Source organism: Acidipropionibacterium virtanenii (genome assembly GCF_003325455.1).
GTDB lineage: Bacteria > Actinomycetota > Actinomycetes > Propionibacteriales > Propionibacteriaceae > Acidipropionibacterium > Acidipropionibacterium virtanenii.
Genome location: NZ_CP025198.1, coordinates 2473463 through 2493735, shown reverse-complemented (window position 1 = coordinate 2493735; position 20273 = coordinate 2473463). Strand labels below are relative to the sequence as shown.

Here is a 20273-nt window from a genome sequence, read left to right as displayed (position 1 = left end):
GAGAACTCAACAGTGTGTCTTTTTTGTAGTCAATAGGATTTTGTTTGATGCACGCTTGATTGTGTGTGTCGGATTTGTTTATTGATTCCTTTGATTTGATTCTGATGGATCGGATGATTTTTTTGTCAGGTTTGTTGGGGTCAGTGTTTTGGATTCTTTGATGTGTGTCACTGGTGCCGTGTCTTCTGCTTTCGGGTGGGGGGTGTGGTGGTGATATTTTTTCATTGGAGAGTTTGATCCTGGCTCAGGACGAACGCTGGCGGCGTGCTTAACACATGCAAGTCGAACGGTAAGGCCTCTTCGGGGGTACACGAGTGGCGAACGGGTGAGTAACACGTGAGTAACCTGCCCTTCACTTCGGGATAACGCTAGGAAACTGGTGCTAATACCGGATATGAGCTCTCATCGCATGGTGGGGGTTGGAAAATTGTGGTGGTGGTGGATGGACTCGCGGCCTATCAGCTTGTTGGTGAGGTAGTGGCTCACCAAGGCGGTGACGGGTAGCCGGCCTGAGAGGGTGACCGGCCACATTGGGACTGAGATACGGCCCAGACTCCTACGGGAGGCAGCAGTGGGGAATATTGCACAATGGGCGGAAGCCTGATGCAGCAACGCCGCGTGCGGGATGACGGCCTTCGGGTTGTAAACCGCTTTCACCAGGGACGAAGGTGCCTTTCGGGGTGTTGACGGTACCTGGAGAAGAAGCACCGGCTAACTACGTGCCAGCAGCCGCGGTGATACGTAGGGTGCGAGCGTTGTCCGGATTTATTGGGCGTAAAGGGCTCGTAGGCGGTTGATCACGTCGGAAGTGAAAACTTGGGGCTTAACCCTGAGCGTGCTTTCGATACGGGTTGACTTGAGGAAGGTAGGGGAGAATGGAATTCCTGGTGGAGCGGTGGAATGCGCAGATATCAGGAGGAACACCAGTGGCGAAGGCGGTTCTCTGGACCTTTCCTGACGCTGAGGAGCGAAAGCGTGGGGAGCAAACAGGCTTAGATACCCTGGTAGTCCACGCTGTAAACGGTGGGTACTAGGTGTGGGGTCCATTCCACGGATTCCGTGCCGTAGCTAACGCATTAAGTACCCCGCTTGGGGAGTACGGCCGCAAGGCTAAAACTCAAAGGAATTGACGGGGCCCCGCACAAGCGGCGGAGCATGCGGATTAATTCGATGCAACGCGAAGAACCTTACCTGGGTTTGACATGGATTGGTAACGGTCAGAGATGGCCGCCCCCCTTGTGGGCCGGTTCACAGGTGGTGCATGGCTGTCGTCAGCTCGTGTCGTGAGATGTTGGGTTAAGTCCCGCAACGAGCGCAACCCTCGTCCACTGTTGCCAGCATTTGGTTGGGGACTCAGTGGAGACCGCCGGGGTCAACTCGGAGGAAGGTGGGGATGACGTCAAGTCATCATGCCCCTTATGTCCAGGGCTTCACGCATGCTACAATGGCCGGTACAAAGAGTGGCGACATCGTGAGGTGGAGCGAATCTCAAAAAGCCGGTCTCAGTTCGGATTGGGGTCTGCAACTCGACCCCATGAAGTCGGAGTCGCTAGTAATCGCAGATCAGCAACGCTGCGGTGAATACGTTCCCGGGGCTTGTACACACCGCCCGTCAAGTCATGAAAGTCGGTAACACCCGAAGCCGGTGGCCCAACACGTGAGTGGGGGAGTCGTCGAAGGTGGGACTGGTAATTAGGACTAAGTCGTAACAAGGTAGCCGTACCGGAAGGTGCGGCTGGATCACCTCCTTTCTAAGGAGCTTTCTGGAGGCCTCCAGGTCGGCCCGTGCGGGTCGGGTGGGGGTTCAGGCTGTCGGCCCTTCGGGGTTGGTGGTGCTTCTGAGTGGAATGTTGACTGCCTGCCCGGTGTCGCCGGGTGGTCCTGCACGGTGGTGCGGGTGGGGAGGGCACGCTGTTGGGGTTCTGGGGTATCACCTGTAGGTGGTGGCCTGGTGTGGCGGACATCGCTGTTGCATTGATCCTGTCGGGGTTGGTGTGGTGGGTGTCTCGTGTGGTGGTTGAGAACTGTACAGTGGATATGAGCATCTTTGTAGATTTTTTGTAATGTGTTGTGTTGCAAGCTACTAAGTGCGGTCGGTGGATGCCTTGGCACCAAGAGCCGATGAAGGACGTTGTAACCTGCGATAAGCCCCGGGGAGTTGGTAGACGAACTGTGATCCGGGGGTCTCCGAATAGGGAAACCTTGAATTGCCGGAGTCATGTCCGGTGACCCTGCCCTGAATGTATAGGGGTGTGGGAGGGAACGTGGGGAAGTGAAACATCTCAGTACCCACAGGAAGAGAAAACAAATAGTGATTCCGTGAGTAGTGGCGAGCGAAAGCGGATGAGGCCAAACCGTGTGTGTGTTCAAGCCGGCAGGCGTTGCATGCGCGGGGTTGTGGGGTCGGTCCGGGTCAACTGCCGTTGGCTGGTCCAGTGATAAATGGTGTGTGAAGTCGAAGCGTCTGGGAAGGCGTACCGGAGTGGGTGAGAGTCCCGTAGACGTGAGCATGCCACTGGTGATCGATACCCCAAGTAGCGCGGAACTCGTGAAATTCCGCGTGAATCCGGCGGGACCACCCGTCAAGCCTGAATACTCCTTGGTGACCGATAGTGAATAGTACCGTGAGGGAATGGTGAAAAGTACCCCGGGAGGGGAGTGAAAGAGTTCCTGAAACCGGCCGCATACAATCCGTCGGAGCCTGCCCGTGTGGTGGGTGACGGCGTGCCTATTGAAGAATGAGCCTGCGAGTTAGTGGCATGTGGCGAGGTTAACCCGTGTGGGGGAGTCGTAGCGAAAGCGAGTCCGATAAGGGCGTGAGTCGCGTGTTCTAGACCCGAAGCGGTGTGATCTATCCATGGCCAGGATGAAGCGACGGTAAGACGTCGTGGAGGTCCGCACCCACTTCAGTTGAAAATGGAGGGGATGAGCTGTGGATAGGGGTGAAAGGCCAATCAAACACTGTGATAGCTGGTTCTCCCCGAAATGCATTTAGGTGCAGCGTCGCGTGGTCCTTGTTGGAGGTAGAGCACTGGATGATCTAGGGGGCCTATCAGCTTACCGAAATCAGCCAAACTCCGAATGCCGGCAAGTGTAGCGTGGCAGTGAGACGGCGGGGGATAAGCTTCGTCGTCGAGAGGGAAACAGCCCAGATCATCAGCTAAGGCCCCTAAGCGGTGGCTAAGTGGAAAAGGATGTGGAGTTGCGGTGACAACCAGGAGGTTGGCTTGGAAGCAGCCATCCTTGAAAGAGTGCGTAATAGCTCACTGGTCAAGTGATTCCGCGCCGACAATGTAGCGGGGCTCAAGCCGTCCGCCGAAGCTGTGGCAACCAGGTTTCCTGGTTGGGTAGGGGAGCGTCGTGTTCTCGGTGAAGCGGTCTGGTGACGGATCGTGGAGGGGATGCGAGTGAGAATGCAGGCATGAGTAGCGAATGACGGGTGAGAAACCCGTCCGCCGAATATCCAAGGGTTCCAGGGTCAAGCTAATCTGCCCTGGGTGAGTCGGGACCTAAGGCGAGGCCGACAGGCGTAGTCGATGGACGACCAGTTGATATTCTGGTACCGGTGTAGCACCGTCCGTGTCGAGGCGTGTGATGCTAAGCATGCGAGTCCCTGTTCTGCAGGCCTTTGGTCTGTGGGGTGGGTGGTGAGTGTGTGAACCGATCATGTAGTAGGCAAGCTGCGGAGGGACGCAGGGAGGTAGCTCAACCCCAGCGATGGTTGTCTGGGGCTAAACGTGTGGACCGTCCGGTAGGTAAATCCGCCGGGCATGATGGTTGAGGCGTGATGGCGAGCCCACTGTGTGGGTGAGTGAGTGATCCTGTACTGCCGAGAAAAGCTTCGTGAGCGAGGTGTGAGCCGCCCGTACCCTAAACCGACACTGGTGGATTGGTAGAGTATACCGAGGCGATCGAGAGAATCATGGTGAAGGAACTCGGCAAAATGACCCCGTAACTTCGGGATAAGGGGTGCCCGAGCCGTCCGGCCTGTACTGGCTGGTGGCGGTGAGGGTCGCAGAGTCCAGGGGGAAACGACTGTTTACTAAAAACACAGGTCCGTGCGAAGTCGTAAGACGATGTATACGGACTGACTCCTGCCCGGTGCTGGAAGGTTAAGGGGAACTGTCAGGGCCTTCGGGTTCGAAGCGGTGAACTTAAGCCCCAGTAAACGGCGGTGGTAACTATAACCATCCTAAGGTAGCGAAATTCCTTGTCGGGTAAGTTCCGACCTGCACGAATGGAGTAACGATTTCCCTACTGTCTCCACCATGAACTCGGTGAAATTGCATTACGAGTAAAGATGCTCGTTACGCGCAGCAGGACGGAAAGACCCCGGGACCTTTACTATAGTTTGGTATTGGTGATCGGTGCGACTTGTGTAGGATAGGTGGGAGACGGTGAAGCGGCCACGCCAGTGGTTGTGGAGTCATTGTTGAAATACCACTCTGGTCGTTCTGGTTACCTCACCTCGGACCGTGATCCGGTTCAGGGACAGTGCCTGATGGGTAGTTTGACTGGGGCGGTCGCCTCCTAAAAGGTAACGGAGGCGCCCAAAGGTTCCCTCAGCCTGGTTGGTAATCAGGTGTCGAGTGCAAGTGCACAAGGGAGCTTGACTGTGAGACAGGCATGTCGAGCAGGGACGAGAGTCGGGACTAGTGATCTGACGGTGGCTTGTGGAAGTGCCGTCACTCAACGGATAAAAGGTACCCCGGGGATAACAGGCTGATCTTGCCCGAGCGCTCACAGCGACGGCATGGTTTGGCACCTCGATGTCGGCTCGTCGCATCCTGGGGCTGGAGTCGGTCCCAAGGGTTGGGCTGTTCGCCCATTAAAGCGGCACGCGAGCTGGGTTTAGAACGTCGTGAGACAGTTCGGTCCCTATCCGCTGCGCGCACAGGAATCTTGAGAAGAGCTGTCTCTAGTACGAGAGGACCGAGACGGACTGACCTCTGGTGTGCCAGTTGTTCCGCCAGGAGCATGGCTGGTTGGCTACGTCGGGTCGTGATAACCGCTGAAAGCATCTAAGCGGGAAGCACGCTTCAAGATGAGGGTTCCCACAGATGAATCTGGTAAGGCCCCCGGTAGACCACCGGGTTGATAGGCCGGACGTGGACACACTGCAAGGTGTGGAGCTGACCGGTACTAATAGGCCGAGGGCTTGCCCTCAACACGTTCATCACTGATCTGCAACGCTTGTATCCACTGTACGGCTCCCGGCCACCACACCCCCTTGGGGGTGTGCGGCACCGAGAGTGAGAGTGTGTGTGTCACAATTCGATACTGTGTCACAATTCGATATAGTTCCATGAACCGAACACCATGATTCTGGTGTTCCGGTGGCCATGGCTGGAGGGAAACACCCGGACCCCATTCCGAACCCGGAAGTTAAGCCTCCACACGCCGATGGTACTGCCCACGCCAGTGGGTGGGAGAGTAGGACGCCGCCGGAACACCACCCACACTCCCACAAGACAAGAAGAGGGGGGTCCCGCACCGAACCGGTGCAGGACCCCCCTCTTCTTGCACCGCCACACACCCCACACACCCGCCACAACCCACACCACCTCAGGCGACAACCCACGGGATCTCTCCTGATTGGCGATGCTTGTGGGGGTGGCGTAGAATGACGTCGAGGATCGACCCGGAAGGGTCTTCCGTGGAAGAGGAGGCCTGACCTCCCACCTGAGTGGACGAGAGTTCTCCAGGTCAGCATGTCACCGAGGTGACCGGTCGCAGGGTTCGTCCCGTGCGGCCATGCTCTGTCAGGCCCCCGTGCGTCCACGGGGGCCTTTTCGTCGTCGTTCGAAGAATTTCAGATTTCCGGGAGGACCCATCAGTACTGAACCCCGCATCAACGAGCGGATCCGAGTTCCCGAGGTGCGCCTTGTCGGCCCCAACGGTGAACAGGTCGGCATCGTGAGGGTCGAGCAGGCCATGCAGCTTGCCCGCGAGCACGATCTCGACGTCGTGGAGGTCGCCCCGAACGCCAGGCCGCCCGTCGTCAAGCTGATGGACTACGGCAAGTTCAAGTACGAGGCCGCTCAGAAGGCTCGGGAGTCGCGCCGCAACCAGTCGAACACGGTGATCAAGGAGATGAAGCTCCGGCCGAAGATCGACGATCACGACTACGAGACCAAGAAGGGTCACGTCGTGCGGTTCCTGCGCGGCGGGGACAAGGTGAAGATCACCATCATGTTCCGAGGCCGCGAGCAGTCGCGCCCGGAGCTCGGCGTCAATCTGCTGCGCCGGCTGGCCGAGGACGTGGAGGAGTACGCCTCTGTCGAGTCGCCTCCGAAGCAGGAGGGTCGCAACATGTTGATGATTCTCGCCCCGACCCGCAAGAAGACCGAGGCGCGTGCGGACCAGAAGGTCGAGCGGGATCGGAAGGCCGCGCAGCGGGCCGCCGACGCCGAGGCCGACAGGGTCTACGAGGCCGAGCAGCGCGCTCAGTCGCAGCAGCACTCGAAGAAGAAGAAGGGACCGGCCGACAACATGGATCCCGACATCGATCTGTGACCGTGCCGGTCCTGGTCGAACCACAATCCTGGGCCGCGCCCCGCGCGGGCGCGCCCCGATGAACCGCGACGTCGGTTCACCCCGGGACCCCGTGGGTTCCGGGCCGAGTATGAACGAATGGAGCCACCCCATGCCGAAGATGAAGAGTCACTCCGGGGCCAAGAAGCGTTTCAAGGTGACCGGGTCGGGCAAGATCGTCCACGCCCGTGCCGGCAAGCGGCACCTCAACGAGCACAAGTCCTCGCGTCGGACCCGCCGTCTGACCGGTGAGGCGGTGCTTGCGACTGGTGATGCCAAGAAGGTCACCAAGCTGCTCGCCGGGCATTCCGGTCGCTGAGTATCCGCATTCCCCACGGCGTGCTCTGCGCGCCCTTTTCGCGGTGAACCCGGCGATCCACCGAGCACCGCACATCAGACCAGGACAGTACAAGGAGAACAACCATGGCACGCGTGAAGCGTTCGGTGAACGCCAAGAAGAAGCGCCGGTCCATCCTCGAGCAGGCGTCGGGCTACCGGGGGCAGCGTTCGCGCCTCTACAGGAAGGCCCGCGAGCAGGTGCTGCACACCGGCACCTACTCCTTCCGCGACCGTCGCGCCAAGAAGGGCGACTTCCGCTCGCTGTGGATCCAGCGGATCAACGCCGCGGCCCGCGCCGAGGGCATCACCTACAACCGCTTCATGTTCGGGCTGAAGCAGGCCGGCGTCGAGGTCGACCGTAAGATTCTCGCCGAACTCGCGGTGAAGGACAGCTCCGCCTTCAACGAGCTGGTCGCCGTCGCCAAGGCGAACCAGTCCGCCGACGCGGCAGCCTGAGATTCCCAGGGCAGTGCCCGACGGGCCGAACGCACCGGCGCCCATCTCGAGGAGCGCCCTGCGATCGGCCCGTCGTCTTCTTTCGCGGCGAGGACGCGAGGATGCCGGCGCGTTCCTGGTGGAGGGCTCCCAGGCCGTCCGCGAGGCTCTTGGGTGGCAGGGCCGGATGGTCCTGCTGGCGACCTCCGATCCCGATCGCGACGAGTCATTCGTCCGCGACGCGCAGGAGCGCGGTGTCCGGGTGGCCGGCCTGAGCCCGGCCGACGTGTCGGCACTTTCTGAGACCGTCACCAGCCAGGGGCTGTTCGCGGTGTGCTCATTGGTGGCCGGCAGCGAGTTGCCTGCTCTTGACGCCCCCGAGCTGGTCGTCATCTGCGCCCAGGTCCGGGACCCGGGAAACGCGGGGACGGTGATCCGCTGCGCCGACGCCTTCGGGGCGGCCGCCGTCGTTCTCACCAAGGGATCGGTCGACCCCCACAACTCGAAGACGGTCAGGGCATCGGTGGGTTCGGTCTTCCACCTGCCGGTCATCACAGGGGTCGGTCTCGAGGAGGCCGTCGGGTGGGCGCGCGACTGCGGCCTCCAGGTCCTGGCCGCCGACGGTGGCGGGCACAGTCTCGACGAGTTGGCGAGGCAGGGACGTCTCTCGGCCCCCACCGCATGGTTGATGGGCAATGAGGCATGGGGCCTTCCCGAGGAGCAGCGAGCTCTGGCGGACGAGGTGGTCGGAGTTCCCATGTGGGGTGCGGCGGAATCGCTGAACCTGTCGACCGCTGCTGCCGTCTGCCTGTACACCACGGCCAGCGCCCAGCGCGGAGGCGAGGACTGAGGCACCGGCCTCCGATAGCCTTGTGAGATGACAGGCGACCGGTCCCGCCCAGCCACCCCCGACGACGTCCTGGACGCTATCGAGGCTCTCACCCGCAGCAATGAGCAGCTGCGTGCGCAGGTGTCCCGGTTGGAGTCCGTCGTCCGGGGTCGGCCACCCCGGCAGGTGCCCGCTCCGGTGATGCGGCCTCCGCACACCGCTCCTCCACGTACTGCTGCTCCGCCCTACACTGCACGGCCGGTCTTCCCGGCCCCCGGTGCTCCGGCTCCTCCCGCCGGCCCGGGCCCCTACCGGCCCGGCTGGCCGTCGCCCCAGATGCCGCAGCCCGCAGCGCCCATCCAGCAGTCCGGGGGTGCCCGTCCACGACGTCCGATCACCGGGCCGACGGTGATCGCGGTGGCAGGGGTCGTGGTCCTGCTGGCCGGCGTCGTGATGCTGCTGGTGCTGGCTGCCCAGCACGGCTACTTCGGGCCTTCGGCCCGTGTGATCGGATGCGCGCTCCTGGCCGTGGGGCTGATCGCCGTCGCCGCGGTCGTTCACCGGCGCCAACCCGACAACTCCGGTGCTCTGGCGCTGGCGGGAGCCGGTCTGGCGGCGGGCTATCTCGATGTCACCGCAATGACCTGGCTGCTCGACGTGCCTGTCCGCCCTGCGATGGTGGTCGCAGGACTGGTGGCGGTGGCTGGTCTGGTCCTCGCACGTTGGTGGAACTCCCAGATCGTCGCGGTGATCGCCGCAGTCGGGGCGCTGGTGCTCGTGCCGGCCGTATCGGGAGGGGACCTACTCACCGCGGCGGCATTCCTGGTGCTGCTCACGCTCGTCACGGCGCCGGCCTCATGGCGCGACGGCTGGTACGTACTGCTGGGATGCCGGATCCTCCCGACCGTCCTCACCCTCGTGGTCCTCGTGACAGTGGCGGGAGACGGCGACCCCCGTGCGCCGAAGCTCAGGCTCGCCGCCGCTCTGCTCGCGGCTCTGGGCTTCATCGACCACTGGGCCCTGCCGCCGATGTGCCGGGCGCTCGGCCGCGCCCGCGGACGCTCCGGGACGGCCGCCGACCGCGACTCCTCACCAACGGCGTCCACCCTGAACGCTCATGCGCTCACCATCTCCGTACTGGCTCTCCCGCTGTGGGCGGCCGCTCTGGTGGCGCCGACTGCATGGGCTGCGATCCTGGGCCTGCCGCTGGCTCTTGTCGCCGCGGTCCACTGGAGGCTGGCGAGGACGCCGACGATGGTCGCATGTTGCACCGTGATCACAGCGATGGGGTCGTCGGCGGTGCCTGTGGCCGCTCTGGACGGGCCGACGAGGATGTTGTCGCTGGCCCTGCTGGGTATCGTGTTCGCGGTCCTTCACCGGCTCGCCGGCCAGCTGCCCGCACTCGTGATCGCGGCAGCCCTGGCTGTCATCGGCCTGCTGAGCGCTGTCTTGCATCTCGGTGGGCCCGACGTCGGACTGACGGTGGGTACCGCCGTGACATATTGCGTGACGGGGCTGGCCCAGCTGAGCCTGGTGGTCCTGGTGCTGTTGCTGCTGGGTGGTGCGCTGGCCGGGCGCGAGGGGGTCCTGGACCCGGACGCGATGAGGTCGGGGTGGGTCGTCGCCGCGGTCGCGGCGGGTTGCCTCCTGCTCCAGTACCCGGTCATGTCCGCCTGTCTCGCACTGTCGGAGGCGACGGAGTTCCCGAGTGATGGCGAGGTGGCCGGCCGGGGCGTGACCACCCTGCTGCTGGCCCTGGTGGTCACTGTCCTGCTGCTGCGCTCGCGCGGCTCCGACCGGGCCTCGGCGGTGCGGCGCACCAGCGGCTACGTCCTGATGGGCATCATCCTGGTCAAACTGTGTCTCTACGATCTGGTGGTGCTCCACGGTGTGATCCGCGTGGTGGCCTTCATCGGCGTGGGCCTGCTGATGCTCGGTCTGGCCACGGCCTACTCGCGCAGTCTGCGGCCCGGCCCGGATCGCGACCGTTGAATGGGCGTGCGCAAGGCACACGCCGCAACTCACTAGACTGTCGCGATGGGGCGGGTCAGGTGTCCGCCCGGCAAATTGTCGACAGCATCGAGGGGGAAGGCCCATGAGCGGCCCCAACACGAACTACGACCCGGTGCAGGTCAGCGCTCTCGATGCCGAGCAGATCGAGGCGAGGGTCGCTGAAGCCCTGGCCGCGATCGCGGGTGCCTCGAGCACGGCAGAACTGAAGCAGGTCCGAATCGCCCACACCGGTGATCACTCGCCACTGGCCTTGGCCAACCGGGAGATCGGAGCGCTGCCCCCCGCGGCGCGCAAGGACGCCGGAAGGCGCGTCGGCGCCGCCCGCGGCACCGTCAACAGGGCACTGGCAGCCCGCACCGAGGAGATCGCCGAGTCGGAGCTGCAGGCCGCGCTGGCGGCCGAGACCGTCGACGTCACCCTGCCTGTCGACGAGCACCCGGCAGGGGCCCTGCACCCGGTCACGGCGCTGATCGACATGGTCTCCGACATCTTCACCTCGATGGGGTGGGAGGTCGCCGAGGGGCCCGAGTGCGAGTCAGAGTGGTTCAACTTCGACGCCCTGAACCTGGGCACCGATCACCCGGCCCGCGCCCTCCAGGACACCCTGTGGGTCGACCCGGTCTCCGACGGCAAGTGCCTGCGGACCGCCACCAGCCCGGTCCAGATCCACACCCTGCTCTCGCGCGGCGCGCCGGTGCGCATCATCAGCCCCGGCAAGGTCTTCCGCGCCGACGAGTACGACGCCACCCACCTGCCGGTCTTCCATCAGGTCGAGGGACTGTGCGTCGACGAGGGCATCTCGATGGCCCATCTACGAGGCACGCTCAACCACTTCGCGCGCGCCGTCTTCGGTGACGTGCGGACCCGCTTCCGCCCCCACTACTTCCCCTTCACCGAGCCCAGCGCCGAGGTCGACGTCGAGTGCTTCGTCTGCCACGGGGAGTCCGTCGGCCACCCCGAGCGCCCCTGCCGGACCTGCCGGTCCGAGGGCTGGATCGAATGGGGGGGCTGCGGTGTGGTCAATCCCCGGGTGCTCGCCGCCTGCGGGATCGACACCGACGTCTACTCCGGATTCGCCTTCGGCATGGGCCTGGACCGCACCGTGATGGTGCGCAACAACGCCCCCGACCTGCGCGAGTTCGTCGAGGGCGACGTCCGATTCAGCCGTTCGCTGCTGGGAGGAGCACGATGAGGGTTCCAATGTCATGGCTGAAGGCCATGATCGATCTTCCCGAGGGCACCGCGACCTCCGACGTCGCGGCCCTCATCACCGAACACACGGCCGCCGTCGAGCGGATCGAGGTCATCGGGGGAGAGGTGAGCGGGCCCGTCGTGGTCGGCCGCGTCGTCTCCGCCGAGCCGCAGCCGCAGAAGAACGGCAAGACCATCATGTGGTGCCGTGTCGACGTGGGAGCCGAGCTCAACGCGCAGGGTCACGCCAAGAATGCCGACGGCGCCGATGCCGGCCGCGGTATCGTCTGCGGGGCCCACAACTTCGCTGTCGGCGATCTCGTCGTGGTCGCCCTGCCCGGAGCCGAACTGCCCGGAGGATTCGCCATCAGCGCGCGCAAGACCTATGGGCACATGTCCGACGGGATGATCTGCGCCTCCGACGAGCTCGGTACCGGCACCGATCACACCGGCATCATCGTGCTGCCCGAGTCCATCGACGGACGGCCGCTGGACCCCGGAGAGGACGCCCGCCAGATCCTCGGGATCCCCGAGGACGTCCTCGAGATCGACGTCACCCCCGACATCGGCTACTGCATGTCGATCCGCGGCATCGCCCGCGAGCTCGCCCAGGTGATGGGCATCCATTTCAGCGATCCTTATCGCGAGGCTCCGGTCGGGCCTGTCGAGGGGCCCGTACAGGTGAGGATCGACGATCCCGCCTGCTCGCAGTTCGTGGCGCTGCCGGTCACCGGTCTCGATCCTCGCGCCACGACGCCGTCCTACATCGCCGATCGTGTCGCCCGCGCCGGGATGCGACCGATCAACCTCGCGGTCGACGTCACCAACTACGTCATGATCGAGTCGGGGCAACCCCTCCACGCCTACGACCAGGACAAGGTCAGCGGCGCCATCGTGGTACGCCGGGCCGCCGAGGGCGAGCATCTGGTGACCCTCGACGACACGGACCGGACGCTGGACCCCGACGATCTGCTGATCACCGACGACTCGGGCCCGATCGGTCTGGCGGGGGTGATGGGCGGTGCCGCCACCGAGATGACGGGTGAGTCCACGAGCATCATCCTCGAGGGAGCCCACTTCGAGGGCACCGCCGTCGCCCGCAGCTACCGTCGCCACAGACTGGGCTCGGAGGCTTCCCGGCGCTTCGAGCGGGGCGTCGACCCGGTGTGCGCCCACACCGCCGTCATCCGTGCCGCCGAACTGCTCAAGCTTCACGGCGGCGCGCGGATCGGCACCCCGACGATCGTGGGGGAGGTGGCCGCGATGCCGCAGTGCCACATCTCGTCCGACCTGCCGGGCAGGATTCTCGGCATCCCGGTCACCAGGGAGAAGGTCATCGAGATCCTCTCGGCCTCCCGGGTGCAGGTCACCGCGCTCGGAGACACCCTCTCCCTCGTCCCGCCGACCTGGCGACCCGACCTGGTGGACCCCTACGACTACGTCGAGGAGGTGGGCCGCAAACTCGGATTCGACCAGATCGAGCCGGCCGAACCCCCGGTGACCGCCGGGACCGGGCTCACTGCCGCGCAGCGAGGACGACGCGCCGCACTGGCGGCGGTGGCCGGAGCCGGATTCGTCGAGGTCATCTCGCTGCCCTTCATCGGGGACGCCGAACTCGACGCCATGGGCCTGCCGCCCGACGACGACCGCCGCCGGACCGTGGCCCTGGCGAACCCGCTGGACGACACCCGCCGGTACCTGAGGACCAGCCTGCTGCCCGGACTGTTCCAGGCCGTCACCCGGAACCTCTCGCGATCCCAGGACGACCTGGCCCTCTTCGAGTGCGGCACGATCTTCCTGAGTACCGGATCGGCGCCCGCTCCCAGGCCGTCTGTCGAGCACCGGCCCAGCGACGAGGAGCTGGACGCGATCAGTGCGTCCCTTCCCGACCAGCCCAGGATGCTGGCCGGGGTGCTCACCGGTGACTGGCGTCCCCAGGGCTGGCGAGGCGAGGCGCGCGCCGCCGACTGGACCCACGCGGTGATGTTGGCGACCGAGGCAGCGGCAGCGGTCGGGCTGAGGCTGGAGAGACGCTCCGAGCAGCGCGCGCCCTGGCATCCCGGACGCTGCGCCGGGCTGGTGGTCGAAGGGGAGCTCATCGGGTGCGCCGGGGAGCTGCACCCTCAGGTGTGCAAGGCCGCAGGGCTTCCGGCGCGCTCCTGTGCCGTGGAGCTCGATCTCGATGCGCTGCTGGCAGCCGCCCCGCACACCGGAGAGATCTCGCAGCTGTCGGGCTTCCCGGTGGCCAAGGAGGACGTCGCTCTGGTGGTCGAGGAATCGGTGCCCTCGGAGTCCGTGCGGCAGGCCCTCATCCTGGGTGCCGGCCCACTGCTGGAGTCTGTGGAGCTGTTCGACGTCTACACCGGGTCCCAGGTGGGCCAAGGACACAAGTCTCTGGCCTTCAACCTGCGGCTTCGGGCCCTGGACCGAACCCTCACCGACGCCGATGCCGCCCGGGCGCGGGATGCCGCGGTCGGAGAGGCGACCCGCCAGTTCGGGGCCGAGCTGCGGTCCTGATCCCGACGAGATGGGCATGACGACGGGCCCCGGGGACATCCCCGGGGCCCGTCGGCGTCCGGCTCCGGAACCTCAGGCGTTGACCGGGAGCCGGCTTCCGATCCCCCGGTGGCGGATCGGCACAGAGTCGTCGTCGGGATCGGCCGCGGGCGGTTCCGCGGACGCCGACGACGGTGAGCCCTCGAGGACGAATCCGGCGTCGTGGATCATCTCCAGGTCCGCGGCTCCGGCGGCGCCCTCGCTGGTGAGGTAGTCGCCCAGGAAGATGGAGTTGGCGACCTCCAGGGCCAGCGGCTGGAGGGTCCGCAGATGCATCTCCCGGCCGGCGGCCGCACGCACCTCGGCGTCGGGATGGATGAACCGCACCATCGACAGGATCCGAAGGCATCGTAATGGTGTCAGTTCACGTCCGTGGCCGGCCAGCGGAGTGCCCTCGAATGGCAGCAGGAAGTTCACCGGGACCGAGTCGACCCCGCGGCACCGCAGATCGGTGATGACCTCGACGAGTTCCTCGTCGGACTCGCCCATTCCCGCGATCACCCCGGAGCACGGTGACAGGCCATTGCGCTTCAGCACATCGAGGGTGTCCATCCGGTCCTGGTACGAATGGGTGGAGCAGATGCTCCCGTAATGGCTGCGGGCCGTATTGGCGTTGTGGTTGTAGGCGTCGGCGCCGGCACGGTGGAGGGCGGACGCCTTCTCGTCATCGAGGAATCCCAGGCAGACGCAGACCTCGACGTCGGGATGCTCGGCCTTGATATCGGCGACCGTCGCACCGACCCGGTCCACGTCGCGCCGACCGGGCCCATGTCCCGAGGCGACCAGGCAGACCCGGCGCGCTCCGCCGGAGATGCCGGCCTCCACGGCGTCACGGACCACCTGGGCGTCCGCCCAGGAGTACTTCATGATGTCGGCCCGGGAGCCGAGGCGCTGGGAGCAGTAGGAGCAGTCCTCGGGGCACAGGCCGCTCTTGAGATTCACCAGATAGTTCAGCCTCACACGGTTCCCGAAGTAGTGGCGGCGCAGTCTTCCGGCGGCCGCGACGATCGGCATCGTCTGTGCGTCGGGGGCGCGCAGCAGCTGCAGCGCCTGATCGGGGGTCGCGGAGGATCCCTCCAGACCCGCACGCACCATCTCGGATAGATTCATGAATGGCTCCTGAATTGTCATGGGGCGGTCAACAGCGTGATTGAACGGTGTTCAGCCTGAACGCTGTTCAACATATCCCATCGGGATCCGGCCGGATCATCGGGTGGGGCGACGGGAAGGCTCAGATGTCTCTGAATCGGCAGGAGGTCGTGCGGGCGGCGGTCGAGGTGCTGGATCAGTACGGCCTGGAGGATCTGACGATGCGCCGGCTCGCCGGACTCCTCGGGGTCAAGGCCGGAGCGCTCTACTGGCATGTGGAGAACAAGCAGACTCTGCTGGCCCTGGTGAGCGACGAGATCCTCGCCTCGCCGACGGGGAACACTCCCGATCGCGATGTCGCGGATCGGAATCAGGGCCTGGCGGAGGGAATCCGTGCGTGGGCAGGCTCTTTCCGCACCGCCCTGCTGCGACACCGGGACGGTGCGGAGCTGGTCTCCTCGACCCTGCCTGTCAGGCTGGGGAGCGTGGACCCGGGCGAGCCGGTTCGCGAGCTCCTGGGGCGTTGCGGGCTGTCGGGTCAGCAGCGCTACTGCTCGAGAGCCCTGGTCCACTTCGTGCTGGGGCACGTGACCGAGGAGCAGACGCGCTCCCAGTTGCATGAGCTGGGAGTGGTCGGGGAGTTTGACGCCCGAGGTGAGGAGGAGGACTTCGATCGGGGGCTGGAACTGCTGGTGACCGGGGTCTGCGCACTGGTGCGGTAGCGCGACCGTCCATCCGCAGGAGTTGAGAATGTCGAACCCCGACTGCATACTTATGCTGAACGATGCATGGAATTCGGGGCCGAGGGTCTTCGAGGATGGAGCCGGGATGACTGAGGGTAGCAGCGGGGCGCCGGCGTCGCGAACCGCTCGCCAGGCCAGGATCCGTGAACTGGTGTCCTCCGGCCACGTGTCCTCCCAGTCGGAGCTCGGGGCGAGTCTGGCGGCCGAGGGGATGGCTGTCTCCCAGGGGACGCTCTCGCGGGACCTGGTGGAGATCGGGGCGGTGCGCGCTCGCGATATGAACGGCAACCCCTGCTACACGATTCCGGAGGGGGACCATCCCTCTGATGTGACGACCGGATCCCCGGCCTGGAGCAGGTTGGCGCGGCTGACCCGGGAGCTGTGTACCGGGGTCCAGCACAATGACACGCTGGTGGTGCTGAAGACGCCGCCGGGGGCCGCACAGTACTTCGGCTCGGCGATCGACCGTTCAGGGTCCCGGGCGATCCTGGGGACGATCGCCGGGGATGACACCATCGCCCTCATCTGCGCCGCAGAGGTCAGTGCCGATGCCCTGGCGGATGCGTTCACCCAGATGGCAGAGACCGGGCTACCGGCCCTCCTGCTGTCAGAGGGGAGCTGACCGTCGGCGGAGCCGAGATCGCACCACCGGTAGGGTGAGGGCGTTGTTCATCACCGAATCCAGAGGAGGACAGAACGGTGACAGACCTGCTGGAGGAGCTCGAGTGGCGGGGCATGGTTGCCGCTTCGACCGACCGTGAGGCCCTTGCGGCCCATCTTGCCCAGGGGCCTGTGACCTTCTATGTGGGCTTCGATCCGACCGCGGCGAGCCTGCACATCGGCCATCTCGTCCAGCTCATGCTGGTACGGGCACTCCAGGAGCGCGGGCATCACCCGTTGCTGCTGGTGGGCGGCGCGACCGGACTCATCGGCGATCCCAAGATGACCGGGGAGCGCAAGATGAATGACGAGAGGGTCGTCGCCGGTTGGGTGGAGTCGATCAAGGAGCAGGTCGGCAGGTACGTCGATCTCGACGGCCCCAATCCTGCCCGGATCGTCAACAACTACGACTGGACGAGCCGGTACAACGCCGTCGAGTTCCTGCGCGACGTCGGCAAGTACTTCTCCGTGAACAGGATGCTCGCCAGAGACGTCGTCGCCCGACGGCTCGACAGCGGGATCTCCTACACCGAGTTCAGCTACGTCCTGCTCCAGTCGCTGGATTACGCGGAGCTGCACAAGCAGTACGGCTGCACCCTCCAGACCGGCGCCCAGGACCAGTGGGGCAACATCACCGCCGGCGCCGAGTTCATCAGGCGCACGAGCGGGGATGTGGTGCACGGCCTGGTGACACCTCTGCTCACGAAGGCCGACGGGACGAAGTACGGCAAGACCGAGTCGGGGACGGTGTGGGTGGATCCGGATCTCACGAGTGCCTATGCCTTCCACCAGTTCTTCCTGAACGCGGAGGACTCGAAGGTCATCGACTACCTCAAGATCTTCAGCCCGAGGAGCCACGAGGAGATCGACGAGCTGGACCGCCAGACCAGGGAGGAGCCGTGGCGCAGAGCTGCCCAGCACGCACTGGCCGACGACATCACCGACCTTGTCCACGGGAGTGACCAGCGGCGCGCCGCGGTGGAAGCGGGGAAGGCGCTCTTCGGTCGCGGAGAGCTCGCGGATCTGGACGTGACGACCGTGGGGGCCGTTGCGAATGAGATCGGGGCGATCTCCATCGAGGGCGCGGAGATGCCCACGGTGCCTGAGGCCATGGCTATGGCCGGCGTCGTCGAGTCGAAGTCGGCGGGGCGACGTGCGGTCGCCGAGGGCGGAGCCTACCTCAACAACATCAAGGTGACTGATGCCGAGCGACGGCTGGAGCCGGCAGACTTCCTCCAGGGCCGTCTGGCGCTGCTGCGCCGGGGCAAGAAGACGGTCGGCGGGCTGACCCCCTTGAGATCTGCGTCAGGACCTGCCCGCTGACGGTATCCGGATGTCCTCTCGGCCCCCCGGTTTGCACACCGGGGGGCCGACGTGTAACGTTCAGCGGGCCTCGGGCGAGCCGATGGTTCGGGACATCCCGGATCAAGGCCGTCATGAGGACGACTTTCTTCTTCCACTCTCATATGACCAAGGACACGGTGTGCCTGCAGACGCAGCCACCAAAGTCCGGGTCGAGGGCGAAAGAGCCGGCCGCGCCACCTCGGTTTGACCCGAAGTGACGTGACAGGTAAAGTAAGCCGAGCTGCCGCAGGGTGGCCAGGATTAATGAATGACCGACTTTCCGTCAAGGGATTGACGTTGTTCAGGACCTCTGGTTGGAATTCTTCGAGTTTGACTTCGGGGGATTGCAACAGTAGAGTTTTCCAGGCCGCTTAAGGGTGGTTGGGGATGCTGGGATTGTTTTCTGGTGTTTCTGTGTCTGGTGGGTGGTCCGGGTTTGTGTTCGGGTTGTTTATCGGGTAGGTTGGTGTGGTCGCTTTCGGGCGGAACTGCTGGGATTCTTCGGGGTTCTGGTGGGTTGTGGATGGCGGGTTTCCGGGTTTGTGTTTCCGGGGGTTCGGGGTCTATGATGGTGGGGTTGCCTCATGATGTTGGCTGGGTTTCTGGTCGGGGTTGTGGTGTGTGTGTGATGCTTGAGAACTCAACAGTGTGTCTTTTTTGTAGTCAATAGGATTTTGTTTGATGCACGCTTGATTGTGTGTGTCGGATTTGTTTATTGATTCCTTTGATTTGATTCTGATGGATCGGATGATTTTTTTGTCAGGTTTGTTGGGGTCAGTGTTTTGGATTCTTTGATGTGTGTCACTGGTGCCGTGTCTTCTGCTTTCGGGTGGGGGGTGTGGTGGTGATATTTTTTCATTGGAGAGTTTGATCCTGGCTCAGGACGAACGCTGGCGGCGTGCTTAACACATGCAAGTCGAACGGTAAGGCCTCTTCGGGGGTACACGAGTGGCGAACGGGTGAGTAACACGTGAGTAACCTGCCCTTCACTTCGGGATAACGCTAGGAAACTGGTGCTAATACCGGATATGAGCTCTCATCGCATGGTGGGGGTTGGAAAATTGTGGTGGTGGTGGATGGACTCGCGGCCTATCAGCTTGTTGGTGAGGTAGTGGCTCACCAAGGCGGTGACGGGTAGCCGGCCTGAGAGGGTGACCGGCCACATTGGGACTGAGATACGGCCCAGACTCCTACGGGAGGCAGCAGTGGGGAATATTGCACAATGGGCGGAAGCCTGATGCAGCAACGCCGCGTGCGGGATGACGGCCTTCGGGTTGTAAACCGCTTTCACCAGGGACGAAGGTGCCTTTCGGGGTGTTGACGGTACCTGGAGAAGAAGCACCGGCTAACTACGTGCCAGCAGCCGCGGTGATACGTAGGGTGCGAGCGTTGTCCGGATTTATTGGGCGTAAAGGGCTCGTAGGCGGTTGATCACGTCGGAAGTGAAAACTTGGGGCTTAACCCTGAGCGTGCTTTCGATACGGGTTGACTTGAGGAAGGTAGGGGAGAATGGAATTCCTGGTGGAGCGGTGGAATGCGCAGATATCAGGAGGAACACCAGTGGCGAAGGCGGTTCTCTGGACCTTTCCTGACGCTGAGGAGCGAAAGCGTGGGGAGCAAACAGGCTTAGATACCCTGGTAGTCCACGCTGTAAACGGTGGGTACTAGGTGTGGGGTCCATTCCACGGATTCCGTGCCGTAGCTAACGCATTAAGTACCCCGCCTGGGGAGTACGGCCGCAAGGCTAAAACTCAAAGGAATTGACGGGGCCCCGCACAAGCGGCGGAGCATGCGGATTAATTCGATGCAACGCGAAGAACCTTACCTGGGTTTGACATGGATTGGTAACGGTCAGAGATGGCCGCCCCCCTTGTGGGCCGGTTCACAGGTGGTGCATGGCTGTCGTCAGCTCGTGTCGTGAGATGTTGGGTTAAGTCCCGCAACGAGCGCAACCCTCGTCCACTGTTGCCAGCATTTGGTTGGGGACTCAGTGGAGACCGCCGGGGTCAACTCGGAGGAAGGTGGGGATGACGTCAAGTCATCATGCCCCTTATGTCCAGGGCTTCACGCATGCTACAATGGCCGGTACAAAGAGTGGCGACATCGTGAGGTGGAGCGAATCTCAAAAAGCCGGTCTCAGTTCGGATTGGGGTCTGCAACTCGACCCCATGAAGTCGGAGTCGCTAGTAATCGCAGATCAGCAACGCTGCGGTGAATACGTTCCCGGGGCTTGTACACACCGCCCGTCAAGTCATGAAAGTCGGTAACACCCGAAGCCGGTGGCCCAACACGTGAGTGGGGGAGTCGTCGAAGGTGGGACTGGTAATTAGGACTAAGTCGTAACAAGGTAGCCGTACCGGAAGGTGCGGCTGGATCACCTCCTTTCTAAGGAGCTTTCTGGAGGCCTCCAGGTCGGCCCGTGCGGGTCGGGTGGGGGTTCAGGCTGTCGGCCCTTCGGGGTTGGTGGTGCTTCTGAGTGGAATGTTGACTGCCTGCCCGGTGTCGCCGGGTGGTCCTGCACGGTGGTGCGGGTGGGGAGG

The 20273-nt window shown here is 63.9% G+C and carries 11 protein-coding genes and 4 rRNA genes; 14 read left to right on the top strand and 1 reads right to left on the bottom strand.

Features of this window, described 5'->3' with window-relative positions; all coding sequences use genetic code 11:
- Positions 1-221 precede the first annotated feature (221 nt).
- The 10 genes from JS278_RS11555 (at position 222) to pheT (ending at position 13858) form a co-directional block, all read left to right on the top strand.
- Positions 222-1751: ribosomal RNA gene (locus tag JS278_RS11555) — 16S ribosomal RNA — on the top strand.
- A 322-nt stretch (positions 1752-2073) separates the two neighbouring features.
- A 23S ribosomal RNA gene (locus JS278_RS11550) occupies positions 2074-5166 on the top strand.
- A gap of 166 nt (positions 5167-5332) precedes the next feature.
- A 5S ribosomal RNA gene (gene rrf, locus JS278_RS11545) occupies positions 5333-5450 on the top strand.
- Together the 16S, 23S and 5S rRNA genes form the textbook arrangement of a ribosomal RNA operon.
- A gap of 427 nt (positions 5451-5877) precedes the next feature.
- Entirely contained in the window at positions 5878-6516 is a 639-nt protein-coding gene (gene infC / locus JS278_RS11540) for a translation initiation factor IF-3 (RefSeq protein ID WP_245935100.1), read from the top strand.
- Between the two features lie 130 nt (positions 6517-6646).
- On the top strand, positions 6647-6853 hold the full coding sequence (gene rpmI, locus JS278_RS11535) for a 50S ribosomal protein L35 (RefSeq protein WP_114045320.1): 207 nt from the start codon (positions 6647-6649) through the stop codon (positions 6851-6853).
- 104 nt (positions 6854-6957) lie between these two features.
- Entirely contained in the window at positions 6958-7329 is a 372-nt protein-coding gene (gene rplT / locus JS278_RS11530; protein WP_114045319.1) for a 50S ribosomal protein L20, read from the top strand.
- A 13-nt stretch (positions 7330-7342) separates the two neighbouring features.
- On the top strand, positions 7343-8158 hold the full coding sequence (locus JS278_RS11525; RefSeq protein ID WP_114045318.1) for a TrmH family RNA methyltransferase: 816 nt from the start codon (positions 7343-7345) through the stop codon (positions 8156-8158).
- Positions 8159-8185: 27 nt separating this feature from the next.
- Positions 8186-10129 (top strand): DUF2339 domain-containing protein, encoded by a 1944-nt coding sequence (locus JS278_RS11520; RefSeq protein WP_114045317.1) that lies wholly within the window; start codon positions 8186-8188, stop codon positions 10127-10129.
- 103 nt (positions 10130-10232) lie between these two features.
- Complete coding sequence (gene pheS, locus JS278_RS11515) at positions 10233-11342, top strand: phenylalanine--tRNA ligase subunit alpha (RefSeq protein WP_114045316.1); 1110 nt, start codon at positions 10233-10235, stop codon at positions 11340-11342.
- The gene (gene pheT, locus JS278_RS11510) at positions 11339-13858 is read left to right on the top strand and encodes a phenylalanine--tRNA ligase subunit beta (protein WP_114045315.1); all 2520 of its coding nucleotides are present in this window, start codon (positions 11339-11341) and stop codon (positions 13856-13858) included. The genes pheS and pheT overlap by 4 nt, the downstream gene beginning before the upstream one ends.
- A 72-nt stretch (positions 13859-13930) precedes the next feature.
- On the opposite strand, the gene bioB is transcribed toward pheT, so the two are convergent.
- A complete protein-coding gene (bioB, locus tag JS278_RS11505; RefSeq protein WP_114045314.1) occupies positions 13931-15007 on the bottom strand; it encodes a biotin synthase BioB in 1077 nt (358 codons plus the stop codon).
- 125 nt (positions 15008-15132) lie between these two features.
- Between bioB and JS278_RS11500 the strand changes: the two genes are divergently transcribed.
- From JS278_RS11500 to JS278_RS11485, 4 genes are all read left to right on the top strand, one after another.
- Positions 15133-15708, top strand: a complete 576-nt coding sequence (locus JS278_RS11500; protein ID WP_114046294.1) for a TetR/AcrR family transcriptional regulator C-terminal domain-containing protein — start codon at positions 15133-15135, stop codon at positions 15706-15708.
- Between the two features lie 106 nt (positions 15709-15814).
- On the top strand, positions 15815-16351 hold the full coding sequence (gene argR, locus JS278_RS11495; RefSeq protein WP_114046293.1) for an arginine repressor: 537 nt from the start codon (positions 15815-15817) through the stop codon (positions 16349-16351).
- A 77-nt stretch (positions 16352-16428) separates the two neighbouring features.
- Entirely contained in the window at positions 16429-17712 is a 1284-nt protein-coding gene (gene tyrS / locus JS278_RS11490) for a tyrosine--tRNA ligase (protein WP_114045313.1), read from the top strand.
- A gap of 876 nt (positions 17713-18588) precedes the next feature.
- Positions 18589-20118, top strand: a 16S ribosomal RNA gene (locus JS278_RS11485).
- The last annotated feature ends 155 nt before the right edge of the window (positions 20119-20273 follow it).